The 15,201-nt window shown below is 62.6% G+C and carries 8 protein-coding genes; all 8 read right to left on the reverse strand.

Translation table 11 applies throughout. The annotated features are described in order from the left end of the window. Window positions 1-23 precede the first annotated feature (23 nt). From VGD45_RS22690 to VGD45_RS22725, 8 genes are read right to left on the reverse strand one after another with little or no spacing between them, the layout of a single operon-like run. Window positions 24-854: a PP2C family protein-serine/threonine phosphatase gene (locus tag VGD45_RS22690; protein ID WP_331157635.1), complete on the reverse strand. Its 831-nt coding sequence runs from the start codon at window positions 852-854 to the stop codon at window positions 24-26. A 13-nt stretch (window positions 855-867) separates the two neighbouring features. Then, the gene (locus tag VGD45_RS22695) at window positions 868-2,178 is read right to left on the reverse strand and encodes a multiheme c-type cytochrome (protein WP_331157636.1); all 1,311 of its coding nucleotides are present in this window, start codon (window positions 2,176-2,178) and stop codon (window positions 868-870) included. Window positions 2,179-2,190: 12 nt separating this feature from the next. Continuing rightward, window positions 2,191-5,955 carry a hypothetical protein gene (locus tag VGD45_RS22700; RefSeq protein ID WP_331157637.1) on the reverse strand — a complete coding sequence of 1,255 codons (3,765 nt, stop codon included), beginning with the start codon at window positions 5,953-5,955 and terminating at the stop codon, window positions 2,191-2,193. Window positions 5,956-5,970: 15 nt separating this feature from the next. After that, complete coding sequence (locus tag VGD45_RS22705) at window positions 5,971-7,932, reverse strand: hypothetical protein (protein ID WP_331157638.1); 1,962 nt, start codon at window positions 7,930-7,932, stop codon at window positions 5,971-5,973. 1 nt (window position 7,933) lies between these two features. Next, complete coding sequence (locus VGD45_RS22710; protein WP_331157639.1) at window positions 7,934-9,997, reverse strand: heme-binding protein; 2,064 nt, start codon at window positions 9,995-9,997, stop codon at window positions 7,934-7,936. Beyond that, entirely contained in the window at window positions 9,994-11,772 is a 1,779-nt protein-coding gene (locus tag VGD45_RS22715; protein WP_331157640.1) for an FHA domain-containing protein, read from the reverse strand. The genes VGD45_RS22710 and VGD45_RS22715 overlap by 4 nt, the downstream gene beginning before the upstream one ends. 15 nt (window positions 11,773-11,787) lie before the next feature. Continuing rightward, complete coding sequence (locus VGD45_RS22720) at window positions 11,788-12,660, reverse strand: hypothetical protein (protein ID WP_331157641.1); 873 nt, start codon at window positions 12,658-12,660, stop codon at window positions 11,788-11,790. Further along, window positions 12,657-15,188, reverse strand: coding sequence for a cyclic nucleotide-binding domain-containing protein (locus VGD45_RS22725; RefSeq protein ID WP_331157642.1), 2,532 nt, complete (start codon window positions 15,186-15,188; stop codon window positions 12,657-12,659). Before VGD45_RS22725 ends, VGD45_RS22720 begins: the two co-directional genes overlap by 4 nt. Window positions 15,189-15,201: the final 13 nt, after the last annotated feature.

Below are 15,201 nucleotides of genomic sequence, written 5' to 3' on the forward strand. Positions count from 1 at the left end.
TGCCGATTTTAATGAGGACTGCGTCAGCGCCCATAGAACCACCACCACATGACTGCCACCAGCGTAGCCGCCGCCATGCCGCCGATAATAGGTAACATCGGGCGGAGTTTCTGCGACCTTGCACTCGAAACCCCGACAGCATCGGGCCCGTCGTATTCCACGACCACGGCGCTGACGTTGTCACGCCCACCTTTGGCCAATGCCGCTTCGATCAAAGCCTCTGTAGCCTCTTCCGGCTGAGGATGCGTACGTAGCACCTCCGCGATCTCGCGATCCTCCAACTCGTCATTGAGCCCGTCGCTGCACAGGAGCAACCAATCCCGCCTTTGCAACGGCAGGGTTGCCACCGAAGGCTCCGGCGTGCCAATCCCCAAGGTGCGCGTCACCAGGTTCCGGTTCGGATGGCCTCGCAACTGCTCCTCGGAAAGCCCCTCCTGGACCCGCAACACTTCCAGATAGGAATGATCGCGCGTCACCGCGCTAAGCGTCCCGCCACGCCACAGATAAGCACGGCTATCGCCGACCCAGGCGATCTCCGCCTGTCGCTCTAGGATTCGCGTCGCGACCACGGTCGATCCCATGTTGTCGTAAGCACTGTTCGTCTTCGCGGTCGCGGCCACCGTCTCGTGCGCCTTGCGAATCGCCTCGACCAGCGGCAATGACAGCGCCTCGCCGAGCAATGTTTCTTTCACGACGCGGCTGGCGACATCGCCACTCGCATGTCCGCCCATGCCGTCGGCGACGAACCAGAAGCTGGTCGCTTCATCCCAACCGATCGCGTCCTCGTTCGGCCCCTCTCGGCGGCCTGGATGGGTGCGACCCGAAAATCGTTTGTGGTCTGCTCTGAAGCGCACGGTGGGGGCTCGTTCAGAATGACCGCTGCGCGTTGGCCGCGGCAGCAGCGAACTGTTGCGGGCTGAACGTCGTGTCGTTCTTGACCGCGTTGTACAGCGCGTCCAGCGCTGCTTTTTTGCTGGCGCGATCGCCGATCGTGTAGCTCAGGCTTTCCAGCCCCAGCACGATCTGCTCCGCCGCCGCGTAATCGCCAGCTTTATCGCTGGTCGCGTAGCGAGCGAGTGTCTTGCGCATCTTAATTACGTCCGCGCTCGAATATTGTTTGCGAGCGAGCGCATCGCGCGGCTCGAGCCAGTTCAGCAACGCCTTCGCCGCCTCGTTCACCGCCGCGCGATCGCGCTGCCCGGCGCGGATCAGCGCGTTGGTGAGCTCGGCGAGTTGTTTGGTCGCGGTCGGCTCGAAAGCATCCATGAGGGCCTGCAGGACGATGAGATTCTGGGTCTGCAAACGCACCGTTCCCGGCTTGATACCGGCGCCTGCGCGCGCGGAATTCCAGCGGATCTTGTCCATCGGATGGTGGCAGCTGTGGCAGTCGTAGAAGGCCAGCTCCGGAAACATATCGCCGCCGTGAAACATGTTTGTTTGCAACAGAGACAGATACCGGCGCGTGGTCTCGATCTGGCCCGTGACCCACAGGTTCATGCCTTCAATCTTGCCTTTGCGCTGGTCGTAGTCGGCGTCGACGATGAAATGCGCCGGCTGATTGGTGGTGTAAGCCTCCAGCTCGAAGCTCAGCCGCGGATGGCCCGCGCCCATGATGGCGTGCGTGGCGAACTGATCCTTGGTGCCGAGGTGACATCCCAGGCACACCTGAACGCGTTTCAACGGCTGCTCGGTTGGATACATGCCGCGCGCCACGTTGTCCTTGTGAGTCGCCGTCTCGGCGGCGTGACTCTCCAGCCATTTCTCCGAGCCGCCGTGGCAACCCTCGCAGCCCACGCCATCGCTGATCTGAAACTTCGGGCCGCGCTTGTCCGCCGGCACATTGTCGGCATGACAGTCCAGGCAGATCTTCGCCGCCGTCGCGTTGGGCAACCCCAGGTTGGCGGCGATGCGCTTGGACTCGGGCAGTTCGAGCGTCCGATAAGCCTGCGCGTGCCGGTCCTCCTGCTGCCAGATCCGATACTCGTTCAACGCCACGTCTTTATCTGACTGCGGCGCGAGCTTGCCGTGGCAGACGCTGGTGGCGCAGCTCGCCACCCCCATGTGTTTGTAATCGGCAATACCGGGCTCGATGGCGAGCGCGGGCGCGCTCGCTCCCAGCAGCGCTGCGATCAGCCACAGCGCTCTTGTCTTTGAGAAGGCGCTCCGCCTCCACCCCATAGAGTTACTCCGCTACTTCAGCGTCACCCTCTGTTCTACTTGGTCGGTGACATACCACGGCTGTCCATTGTCATCCAGGAACAGCTTGCGCATTTCCTGCAGGTTGAGCGGCCGCGAGCCGCGTCGGCCGAACACGGCGATCTGTCCGCCCGTCTCGTCCACGCCGCGGTCGCGCTCGAGCCCCTTCGACAACGCAAGCGCCGGCTTGCTCGTTGAATACATCGCGATCAGCTCCGGCTTGGGCTCGGGGCTGAAGCCGTAGAACTTCGGCTGCGACGCGGGCGATGTGAGCTGCACGACTTTGAGACCGCCCTCGCCGTCCGCCACATACATGAAGAGCGAAGCGTTCGTCGTCGCGACGATCACATCACGCGCATCCGTGATCTTGCCGCCCGCGCTGAAGCGCTGATACTCGAACATCCGCTCCGGTCGCTCGACGTCGACGATCACGACGCCGTCGCTGCCGCCGGCGACATAGGCGTAGGTTCGCGCCACGAACACACGATTCGCGTTCTTGATGCGGATGGTGTTGTCGGGGACGAGCCGCGGCGCTCTCGGATCGGTCACGTCGATGACCTTCAAGCCATCGGCATCGGTGACGAACAGATAACGGAACTGCAGCGCCGTCGCGCGCGCATCCTTGAGCGGCACCTCCGCCACCATCACCGGCTTCTTCGGGTCGTCGACGCTGACGATGGCAAGACCCTTCGCCGTCGTGATGTAGAGGTAATAGCCGCCGACGGTGATGTGCCGCGCGCCGTTGAGCACGCCGCCCGGATTCCAGGTCACCGCGCGCTTGAGGAAGTTATTGCGCGGCTCGCCGTCGGCCATCGTGTTGACGTCGACCAGAATCAGACCTTCCTTCGAATCGGTCACGTAGGCGTAGTTGTAGAGCGGATGGAACGGCTGCTCCATGTTCGCCACGCGCATCTTCTCACCCTGGTTTCGCGGCGGATGAATCGGCTGGTTGGTCGGCAGCGCGACGCAGGTCGCATCCTTCGTGTTGACCTGAGTGTCGTGGCCCAGCGGACTGAATGGCGCAGTGATCAACCGCTGCGAGACGCCCTTGTTGCCCTGGCTCGCAACGTCGTACACCTGCAGTCCGCCGCGGCCCTCGGCCACATACAAGTACTCGCCGCGCAACTGCAAGCAGCGCACTTCTCCCGCGTCGTGGCTATAACCATTCTGCAGCTCGCGCTCATCCTCGTTGTGCTTGTTGAACCAGTCAGGATAGGCATAACGATGCAGGTAGCTGCCGATGACGGCCTGCGGCTCATCCCATTCGGTCACGGTCACGGCGCTGATCTGGCCATCGCCGCCGACGTACGCGTTGTAACCCACGAAGTTGATGAAGTTCGTTCCCTGCGCCAGCAGCTGCGCCATGATGGCGTTGTTGTCGTTCTCCTTCGACAAGTGGCAGTCCGAGCAAGTCTTGGTCTCGGTCTTGCGTTCCGTGTGCGGGTAATGCGGGTTGAACGCCTGCGAGCTGTAGCCGCTCGCCGCGATCGGCGGCTGCTGTATGTAAATCTTCTCTCGGTTGGCGTTGGTCGAAGATAGCACTAGCGCCGAGCTCGACCGTACCGGTGCGATCTTGCCGCCGGCAGCCGGCTCGCGACGCCCCAACAGGAACATTTCATCGCGCGCGACCTGCGGATTGTAAGTCGCGAAGTTACGAGTCTCGCCGCCCTCGTAGTGATTGCGAGTCGTCTTGGCGTTCGCCTCGATGGGCAAGTGACAGCCGCCGCAGCTCGTGGTCCACGAGGTGTGGCACATGTAGCACTCGACGTTCTCGTCGGTGTGCGCGAGGTCGTTCGGCGCGATGCCCTTGCCCCACTGCTGCGACGTCGTGTTCTTGCTCATCAGCTTGGCGCGCGCCGCCTTCGGGTTGTACTCGGCGCTCTGCGGATCGACGGACCGTTTCACCAGACTCATGCGCCATTCGACGCCGGGCTCCATCATCGAGCGCTGATACAAGGTCTCGCCCACCCACTCGAACCGACGGCGGCCGTCCGGCGTCCGCAACGTCGTCATGTCCACGCCGCCACCGAGCGCAGCCGGCCCCGAAGTGTAGAGGTTCGGTAGCTGCAGGGCCGTGCCGTGGCAGTCCTTACAGTCGATCTCGACCGCGGCGGCGACTTCACCGTAGATATAGCCGTTGCCGTGATTGTCCTGCGAGAAGTGGCAGTCGACGCACTGCATGCCGACATCCACGTGGATCGACGACATGTGCACCGCCTTCTTGAACTTCTGCGGATCTTCGTCGCTCACGATGCGGTTGTTGGCGTCGAGCAGGTTGCCTTTGCGATCGCGTTTGAACACTGCGCGGAAGTTCCAACCGTGGCCGTGGTAATCGGCGAACTGCGTGTCCTTGAGCTGCGGATTCAGCTCGGACACCTGCTTCAGGAAGTTCACATCCGACCACTTGCCGCGCGTGGCCGCGCCTTCCGGATTGCGATCCAGCACTTTGCGAATCTGCTCGAGATCCGGGTACTGCTGCTTCTCGGGCCACATGAACGGCGCGTCGGACTCGTAGTCCCACATGGTGTAGCCGAGGAAGCTGTTCATGAACATGTTCGGCTGGTGCATGTGACAGACCATGCACTGGCTGCTCGGCACCGAGCGAGTGAGCGTGTGGCTCAGAGGATGGCCGGGCTCGGTTTTGCTGATGGTCGGATCGACAGTGCGCGTCAGACCTTCATGGCCGAACTTGGCGTAGATGCTCGAATGACGCTTGTCACGATCGTTCGCGTACACCACGTGGCACGAGGCGCAGCCTGAATGGCGAAAGTCGCCCGGTTGATCGTTGGTGCCGATGAACCACGGCAGCGGATCGTTCAAGCGCGTCTTGGTGATATTGATGACCGGCACGGCAATGCGTGCGCCCGTTCCCGGACCGCGGTTCGACTGCCGGAAGTCGGGGCGACCCGGCTCTTCGATACGTTGCAACTGGCCTAACGCATTCGGCAGGCCCGTCTCAGCGAACAAGTTAGCGATGTTTCGACCGCCTCGCTCGAACACACGGAAGATGTCGCCGGGATAGATCGTCTCCCACGACGGTAGCGGATACAGCTGCGGCAAGATGCCCGCGATCGCCGCCTGGTTCACCAGGTGGTCTGGAATCTTCGGTCCCTTGAGCAGCACGCCCTGACCGTTGCGATCGTACGATTCGCCCAGGATGTATTGCTTGAAATCCAGAATGCCGTTGTTATAAGCCGCGCCACCCCACAGCATCGCGCCGGTGGTGTGCATGCTGCGCGAGGTCGCTTCGATCACCTCCATGTGACAGGCGCCGCACGACTCGCGCACGATGCGGTAGTCGGACGGGTTGATGAAGCGAATGAACTCGGGACTTTCCTTGTTGAGCAGCGTGTAGGTGCGCTCCGGATTCGCGCTCGACGGATACTTCCACTCCTCCGGAAAACGCGGCAGCACGTGAGCGAGCTCCTGCTGCTTCATGTAACCATCCGTGCCGCGAACCACGCCGGGCGCGAGACGAACATTCGCATCGCCACCGTGACAGTCGGTGCAACCCAGCTTCACCGCCGGGTTCAAATGCATGGTGTTCGAGTCCGTCTGCGTGTGACAGGTCTGGCAGCCTTCGGTCTTGGACCGGACCATCTCGTCCGTCTGGCTCTTCGGCGCCGGCGGCGCAGTCACATACTTCGGCTCGTCGCTGCCGAACAAACCTGCGGAAGCCACGCCGCTGAACGCGCACAGCACGAGCAGCGCCAGCGCCTGGCCGACCTCACCGAGTTTGGATTTTGGCATCTGTCGCATGATCCGCTTCGCAACTCAGTAGGCGAAAATGGCGTTGAGCAGGAAGTAGCCCGGATCGTCGTCGTCCGGGAACAGCGCATCGAAGCCATCGCCGGCAATCAAGGTCGCATACGACGCCCGCACCACGATGTTCTGGGACATCATGGGTCGATAGATCAGCGAAGCCGACACGTCGTAACCGATGTGCTTGTCGATGGGCCCCTGATTGCGCGCCACCTCGATCACCGTCGGATCGTCGAAGTACAGCGAGTTCGCATTGAGCGACACGCGCAGGGTGGGCATCACGTCCATGTCGACGCCCAGTCCGGCCAGCATCACGCCAGGATTGGTGAAGTTCGACTGCCCTTGTTCCTTGCTCGAGCGCAGGTTATTCAAGACGCCATTGCGCGTGGCCAGCGCCACACGGCCGCCGCCGATCAGCGGCACGGCCTGACGAATGAAGTAGCTGGTGTCCGCGCCCGCGAACTGCGGATTCTCGAACACAGCATCGAAGCCGTTGGCCTCGTCGTCGAACGGATTGTCATCGCCGCTGCCATAGAGCAGCGACAGGCGCGGGCGAATCCAATCGAAATCCACCGACAGCTCGGCCGCCGCGAACACGGCGCTGATATCCACTTCCTGATTCACGAACACGCTCGGCGTTTCGTCGCCAAACGCGTAGTACACCGAGGTCGTGAGATTGAGGCGCCCGAAGTGACCGTCGCCGTTGTAGCCGACGTAAGTCACATCGTATTCGCGCAGGTTCTCCAGCCCGAGCGACGACGGCCGCTCGATGAAGCCGTTGGCGTTGTAGAAAATCTCATCGTCGCGGTTGCGGTTGTGAAGCACCGTGCCCTGCGAGGTGAAGCCGAGCACCGGAAAATCCTGCCGATACAAGTTCACGACGAATACGTCGTCCTTGCGCGGCGTCTCGCCCACGTCGTTCAAGCCGCTGTTGGTGTCTTTTTCCAGGCGGCGGAAGTACGCGATGTTGTACTGCCACTTGTTGTTGTCGCGCGTACCGAACAGGCGCGCGCCAAGCTGGTTGTCCTGAAACAGGAACCCACGGAAGTCCGACGAGAACGGCTGAATGCCGATCCGGAAACTGTCGAAGTCGTAGTTGTCGGAAACATTGCGAATGTGTCGGTCGACGAACGCCGCCTGCAAACCGACGAAGGTGTCGTCGCGATCGAGGCCGCGCCGGGCATCGGCATTCACAGCCTGCACTTCTTCCAACTCGGTGTAGTTGTACGAAAACACCGGCGTGACGCGGAACTCCCAATCTGGTGGCTTGAACACCGTGTTGCCCTTGTAATAGACAAACTCGGCGCTGACGTTTTGACCCATCGACCACTGATCGGTGCTGCCGAACACATCGATGCCGCCGGGCTGATCGGTGGAGATCGCGCCGACGGGCGTCGGCACTTCGCGCAGCTCATACACCGTGTCCGAAATCAGGCCGAGATTGAAAAACCAATCCTCGCCGACCACCGGCTTGTCCGCCTTGAGCACGTTGCGGTTGTAGGGATCCCACCAGCGCTCCTTGTAGCCGAGCGTATCGACGATGCGCCAACGATCGGGCATCGGCACGGAGTCCACGAAGTCCGCGAGACCTGGTCGCGGAATGGGAGAAATCGATGAAGGCGGCGCACGCTCCATGACACGTCGACGCGCAGCGCGGCCCGTATCTTCCAGCGGCGGCACCGGCACCACCCGCTGCGGTTCGGATCGCGGCGCTGGCACAACGTCCTGCACGTCCGGCGGCGGCGGCACGCCCTCGCCCCTCGGAGATGGTTGGGGCGATGCTTGAGGCGCGGCGCCCTCTTCCGGACAAGGCACTTCGGTATAGCCCGGTCGACGGCGCTTCACGATGCGCCCCGTGTCGTCCTGATAACAAACTTCCTGGGCGCTCGCGCTCGTCGACCACGCCGTCGCGGTGACGACGAACGTACTGAGCGTCAGCAACGAGGCAGTCAGTGGTTGACGTCTATTCTTCACGTCACTTCCCTCCACACACGTTGTCATCCGTGGCATCGATGAATGGCGCTTGCGGACACTGCACGTAGCGAAGACGCACGCCCATGGGCGTCAGCGTGTCGGCACGCATGGCAGCCGGTGCATTGTTGATCGCGCCATTCAGCGCCACGCCTGCGTTGTTCAGGCCCATGAACGCGATCATGTCGTCCTGATCGACGCCATCGCCCGAGACGCCGATGCCGCCCACCAGCGTGCTGCCGCGATAGACGGGCACGCTGCCTGGGAAGATTTGCAAGCCATTGCCGAGGCGCACACCGGTGATCGTCTGTCCGACGCTGCTCAGATCGTTCGCGAGCTGCACGCCGGCGCAGCCCGGCGCGACGTCGGGTACTCCCAGGCCAGACACGAACAGCACGTGCTGCAGGATGGCGTTGATCGACAGATCCAGCTGCATGCCGGTGGAGAACGGACTCCACTGGCCCTTCGGCTTGCTCAATGGACCCTGGTTTTCGTAGTTGATGCCGTCCGGGAAGAACGGCCGCGCCAGATTGCCGTACGCACGATCGGTATAGGCGATCGATCCGTCCGCCAACGCATTGGGATTCCCCATGAATGCCTGGAACGCGCTGACGTAGCTATTCAATGGAATGGCGGTCGTGACCGTGGCGCCTGCATCGGTCGTGGCGAGATATTTCGCATCGGGCAACGTCGCGACGAACGCGGCGGCCGAGCTCGATGACATGAACGCTGCGGTACGCGCCTTCTGCAGCGACACGTCCGTGCCGAACAGCGGTGCATCACGCGTGCGGGCGATGCCAAGAATTTCACCGTTCGTGTCAACGACCGAGATCGTCACGCGAGCCTGCGACCCCACCGGACGACGAATCTGCGCACGAGCGCGATTGGCCACGTCCAACGCGGACTGCAACAACGCGCGCACTTCAGCCTCGGTGAGCACCGCCCCGCCAACGACAGCGGCGTCAGTGCCAGTGCGCGGCGGGTAACGCAAAGCGTTCGTCGCATCGACCAGCACGAATGCATCGCGGCCCGGAAAATTCTGATCGCCATCGGGTCGTATGCCCGATGCGGGCATACCGAACATGGTGCCGTCGCGAATGACGCCGTCGGTGTAACCCAGCACGGGGATCACCTGCCCGACCGTGGGACCCAGCGTTGCGAAGCCCGGCGCGTTCTGCGGATTCGTGCTCAGCTGCGCGAACTCCACATCCGTGAAGCGCAACACCTTGCCATCGACGGTGACGCGATCGGCGCGCCGATCGACGGGTGCGCTGAAGCCGAACGTGGCAGCCAGCGCAATCGCTTCATCGATGTCGCTGTCTCGATCGAGGATGCTCTTGTCGATGGTGTAGAAGCCATCGGCCAGCACGCCGACGCCGCCAACCACCGTCCCACCCTTGTACAGCGGGAACCCACCCGGATCCGCTGACAGTCCCAACGGCGTGCGTTGTGGGCCGACGCTCGGTGCGCCGTTGAACTGGCGGACGAGATCCGAGCACGCGAGTGAGCTGAACTGCACGCCGAACAGCGGACCGGCGGGCTGGAGCTGCTCGCCCGGATTGAAATTCTCCTGCACGATCTGACTGGCCACGCGGGTCGAGAACGCGTTGCCTTCGGAAGACAGATAGGCGCCCGTCACCGCCTTGGCGATGGCAGCGGCATGATCGATGAACAACTGCAGCGTCTGCGTCGGCAGACGAATGCCTTCGAGTCCACCCGTAACCGGAGCATCACCCGCTGGCGACGTCGTGACAGTCACCGAACGCGTCGGCGCGTCACCCATGCGATACACCGCCAGCACGTTGCCGACGCGATCCACGACCGCGATCGTTGCGTTGATGCCGCGTGCCTGCGCTTCGGCCACGCCCTGCGCGATCACTTGTTGCACGTCGGCGACGGTGAGATTGAATCCTGTGTTGGCGCAGCTGCCCGTGCAGTTCTGATTGCTGTTGTCGGTGCCCGTCGCAGGCGTAACCGAGTCACCGCCTGAACAGGCCGCGAGGCACACTGCCGAAAACGACAGTAGCAACAGCCGCCACGCGCGCAGTTGGGTGGAATTATGTTTCATGATCCAGCGAGTTCGCCGCGAGCCTCGGTTTCGGTTTCGCGTCTCGTTGTCTGAGGAGTGATTTGCGTGCTCAGCGCGTCCAGCAACTTCGGCTCGCGCGGGTGATATTCGTGGCAGCTCACGCATTGCACGGTGACCTTCTCGACGGTGGCTTTGTCGGCATGACACTCGGTGCATTTCGTAATCCCGGGCACCATCAGATCACTGCTGTCCTGTGATTTTTTGGCGGCGTGACACGACAGGCACGCGTCGTCGCCAGTCAGCTTTCCCTGAATCTGATGGCTGCGATGGTCGAAGCGATTGGCCGGGAAATAATCGCGCGCAAAACGGATCGGCACGACCTGAAAGCGGTCGAACACATTCGCGACCTGCGTGTCGATCACTGCGTGACAACCGATGCAGCCACGACGCGTGAACTGACTTTCGATTTCCTTGCGAGCGCTGCGCATGGCGCAATCGAACGGCTCGCCCGTGCAGGTCTCCTCTTCCCGCTCCTGGCCTGGCAACCGGCGGCGCTCACGCGTCGCTACACGGCCGAAATTCGGATCGGAGAACTTGCGCGTGAAATAGTCTTGCAGCGTCAGCACCACTTCGCGTGGCTTGCCGTGCGGCAGCTGGCGATCCGGCGCGGTCGGGTCGAACGTCAGCTCGTGACACTGCGCGCACTGTTTCTCCTGAGTGATCGGTTCGAAGTGCTCGCCATCCGGCTCCAGGCTATGACAATCGGCGCAGTTCATCGGCTTGCTGTCGCCGCGACGTAACACCCGATTCGGATCGAGGTGCTGGCGATGCGAGAACTTCAGATTGGATTGCTCCATGGCCTTGTCCAACTCGGCGACGACGGTTTTCCAGTCGTACGCGAAGCCACGGCCCGCGGGCGCAGCCACCGATGCAAGCAGGTGCGGCTCGAATTCGGGATGTCGTTCGAGATCGAATCCGTTGACCGGATCGATCTTGATCTGACCGAAGCCGTGCTCGGGCTCGCCATGGCAATCGATGCAGCTGCTGTCGCTGTTGTTGACGAGAAATGTCTGCGGCTCGTTGTGCTCGCGATGGCAGGTCGCACAGCGCGGCGTCGGCCCAAGCTCCGTGAGCGCGAGACGCGCCGGCATGATGTGATCGTGCGTAGTCCGGTGACACGTCTCGCAGGCCGAATCCTGCACGCGTTGAAACAACTTCTCGTGGCAGGTATCGCAACGATCGCCGATGGCTTGTTGATGCACCTGGTGCAGCGGCCCGCTGTTCCAGAACTTATCGCCGGGAAACCAGGCCGGCACGGGGTTGTCGGCGCGATGCGCCTTGAACACCAGCAACGGTAATAACAAGCCGAACACCAGCACCACCACCACGCCGGCCCAGGCCATGGCGCGCTTGCCGAGCCAGGTCTGCGACAGATCGGTGCGAAACGCGCTCTCGAACGTGCTGGCGTCGATTTGATCGTTCGGCTGCAGCTCGATGGCCGCGGAGAATCCCGGCGGCGGCTGAGCGATGCGCAGGAGGTGGCCGCCCAGCTCGATGACGTCGCCCACGGAGAGCCGGGCCGACTCCTTCTTCTTGCCGTTGATGCGAACGTACTCGCCCCTCCGGCATTCCAATACGAGCTGCGCTCCAGCCTGGCGGATGATGGCATGCTCGCCCGCGATGCCGCGGCCCAACAGCTGGATATTGCGATCGGCGGCGCTGCCGATCGTCAGCTCCTTGCTGGAGATCTCGGTATCGTAGTACTCGGCGATACCGTCAGGACCCTCTCGAAGCTCGCGTAGTAGTGCGTCCATACTCTGTGTGCCGCGCTACCAGTAAAAGAAGGTCACGACGATGTGCAGCACCAGCGCGATGAGCAGCGCGATGGTGACCGGCACATGGAAGTACAACCAGATCTTCAACCACCCATACAAACGAATGTCACGCCGGATTCGTCGCAAGACGGCCTGCCGCCGGCACAACAGCACGATGAGTTGTTGCAGGTTGGCAGCCTCGGCGCCCTTCGCCGCTCGCGGCAACCGGGCGCCGACGAAGTCGATGACCTGTTGCTGATCGGTGTTGCGAACCGGCTTGCCTTCGCCGCGGATGAAATAAGAATCGTCGCGGCTGAACAGCTGCGAGTAGATGCCGCCACCCAACGTGGTTCGTTCGATGCTGCTGTCGACGGCGATCGCAACGTCCGGCGCGCAGCGGCTCGCTACCGAGCGTGCGTTCCGATCCAGCTCGAACAACTCCGCAAACAACTCCGAGCGCGCCCCGCCTTCGCGATTCTTAGAAATGAGCTGCGGAAAGCTCATGTACGTGTACAAGCCGAAGAAGCCGCTCAGGATCACCACACACATCAGCACATACGAAAACGTGTGCAGATTCCAGCCAATCTGCATGCCGGAATGCAGAGTGGCGATGACGATGAGCGCCGAGCCCAGATAAACGTGCGCCGAGGTCCAGCCCTGCACCGTGCCCATGGTCCAGCTGTAACGGCGCTTGCGAACGCCCAGCATCGTCAGCCACGCGATCAGCAACGCGCCGATCGTGCCGAGCACATAGCCCTGCCAGGTGCCGCCATTGGGTGGCTGCGCATCGCCCTGCGTGAGATACAAAACACACGACGCGACGATCAGCCCCAGCGACCACCACAGGTAGCGGGCTCCCCGATAGGAAAGGAGATTGCGGTGAATCACCGCTTACGCTCCTCGACCAGATCGATGAACTGCTCCGGGCCGATGCGGATGGCCGCGCCGGTCGGGCAGGCGCGCACGCATGCCGGGCCGCCCTTGATGCCGACGCAGGCGTCGCACTTGGTGGCCTTTTTGCCTTTTTCCTTGGCCTTGGCGGACGGTTTGTAATCAGGCTCCTCGCCTGGGCCGCTGCCGGCCGCGAAGATCATCCACGACACCAGTCCCGGCTTCTTCGGCGCGTCGTAAACCATGCGAATCACGCCGTACGGGCAGTTCGCCTCGCAATTGCCGCAGCCGATGCAGGTTTCGTTGATGTATACCTCGCCGCTCTCGGAACGGCGCAACGCGTTCGGCGGGCAGTCCTTCATGCAGTGAGGCTGCTCGCAGTGTCGGCACGAAATGGGAATGTGAATGTTCGCGAAGGTCGCGCCGGCTTCGCGATCCAGCCGCGAGACGCCTTCGTGTGTTTCCGCGCAGGCCTTTTCGCAATTGTCACAGCCGACGCAGAGCGCTTCGTCGATCACCAGGACGTTGGTCGCCTCGCCGAGGCCCTCGTCCATCAGGAAGTTCATCAGCGTGCCCGCTTCGGGCCGCACTTGCATGCGTGCGTTGTCGACGACGCGCCGGCTCACATCTTTCTGCAAGGGATCCAGGCGGGCGTCATCGCGACGCGTGAGCTCCAGGAACTCGCGGCGTCGGATCTCGATCAACTCAGCGGCGACGTTCGCGGTGGCTGTCTCGCGTCGAACCGGGTCGCCCATCAGCGCCATTTCGCCGATCAGCTGACCGGAGCGAACCTGCGACACCAGCTTGTCCGCCTCGCCCTGGCGACGTAACAAAGTGATAGCGCCGGAGCGCAACACGAACAGCGAGTCGCCCATCTCGCCTTCGCTGAAGAGGATCTCGCCCGCCTTGAGCTTTCGCAGCGTCACGCGGGTCGCGATATTCCGCAGCTCACGGAGCGTGGCAAACGGCGCGAAATGCCGCTGCAATTCGCGCACGATGAATATCCAGTCGATGCCGCTGCGAACTTCCTCGTTGGAGTTCATCAGCTTCAGCATCGTCCGGCGCGGCGTCTCCACGAGGATGCAACCCGGACCCGCCACGGCCTTTTCCAGTCGGGGGCGTCCCGAGAGCAAGCTCATCTCGCCGAAGAACTCGCCGCGCCCCAGCCGCGTGCGGATCTTCTGCGGACCGGTGGCTTCCAGCAGCACTTCGCCGTCGACGATGGTGAAGAACGATGTGCCGAATTCGCCGGGCCCGTAAATTACTTCGCCTTCGCGGATCACCCGCGTCATGCGCGGCTGAGGATCTTTCTTGGCCAGCTTCTTCTCGAGCTGAGCCATGCGCTTGCGCGCATCGTCGAACTCCGCGCCCGGCGGGAACGCCACCATCAGGTCGCTTTCGATCACCAGCTCGCGAAACGCCAGCGCATTCATTTCACGAAACATCGGGATCAGCGTCTGGAAGCGTTCGACGATCTCGTCGACCGTGCGCTCGAACGGCAGGCCGAAGAACTGGTACTCGAGCAACGGATGATCGGCCGGCTTCACGTCGTTGCCGTTGATGAACTCGACCACGTCGTAGCCCTGGTTCATCGCCTGCTTGATCAGCGGGAATCCCGCCAGCGAGCCGATGATGTATACACCGGGGACGTTACTCTCATAGTGACGCGACAGCGCCGGGATCGCATCGGCCCGCTCGTTGGGGAATTTGATGCCGATGGACTCGACGAATTTGCGCGGTGGAATGGCGCCCAGGCGCGCGACGATGCGATGACACTGCACCGTCTTCTCACCCGCCGGCGTCTGCATCACGACGCTGAGCGGCATGGTCGCGCCACTCTGAGTCACGCTCTTGATGCTGGTCTCGTAGTAACAGTTCAAGCGCCGGCGCGGATCGGTGATCGCCGCGACCACGGCGTTGAGGTTCGCATCCTTGGCGCGGCTGAATTCCTTGCCGCGGTTCAAGATCCAGACGTCGTTCTGCTCGGCCAGCGCCAGCGCGTTTTCGATAGCGGAGTCGCCCGCGCCCACCACCAGGATGGTTTCATTGGTGAATTCCTTGGGATCGTCGAGCTGATATTGAACGCGCTCCAGGTCCTCGCCCGGCGCGCCGAGCTTGCGGGGATTGCCTTCCAGACCGATGGCGAGCACCACGTTCGCGGCCTGGATGACCTCGCCGCTGACCAGTTGAATCGAGAACGCGCCCTTGCCGCCGCCGATCTTGCGGACTTCGGCGTTATAACGAATGTTGACGCTGAGCTGACGCAGACCGTCGCTCCACGCCGACAGAATTTTCTCGCGGCTGCCGGCGCCGAAGCCCAGATCGCTGCGCAGATCCAGGAAGCCGGGCTCGGCCATCACATGCTTGCCTTTCTGGTAGCGCTGGATGGTCTTGGCGTGGGCGCTGAAGCCTTCGAGCAGTATGTAACTTGGGCTGCTGCGCCTCGCCTGCCGATCACGCGCGGCGGCGCGCGCGGCTGCGCTCAGGCCCGCGGGGCCAGCGCCGATGATTGCGATTTGGTACATGCAGAAACAAATG

The organism is Steroidobacter sp., from assembly GCF_036402275.1.
Classification (GTDB): Bacteria; Pseudomonadota; Gammaproteobacteria; order Steroidobacterales; family Steroidobacteraceae; genus Steroidobacter.

Excerpts from the sequence above, each read along its gene's own strand:
- VGD45_RS22715 (WP_331157640.1), bottom strand. The coding sequence starts at position 11,772 with ATGGACGCACTACTACGCGAGCTTCGAGAGGGTCCTGACGGTATCGCC.
- VGD45_RS22695 (WP_331157636.1), bottom strand. The coding sequence starts at position 2,178 with ATGGGGTGGAGGCGGAGCGCCTTCTCAAAGACAAGAGCGCTGTGGCTG.
- VGD45_RS22700 (WP_331157637.1), bottom strand. The coding sequence starts at position 5,955 with ATGCGACAGATGCCAAAATCCAAACTCGGTGAGGTCGGCCAGGCGCTG.
- VGD45_RS22725 (WP_331157642.1), bottom strand. The coding sequence starts at position 15,188 with ATGTACCAAATCGCAATCATCGGCGCTGGCCCCGCGGGCCTGAGCGCA.
- VGD45_RS22710 (WP_331157639.1), bottom strand. The coding sequence starts at position 9,997 with ATGAAACATAATTCCACCCAACTGCGCGCGTGGCGGCTGTTGCTACTG.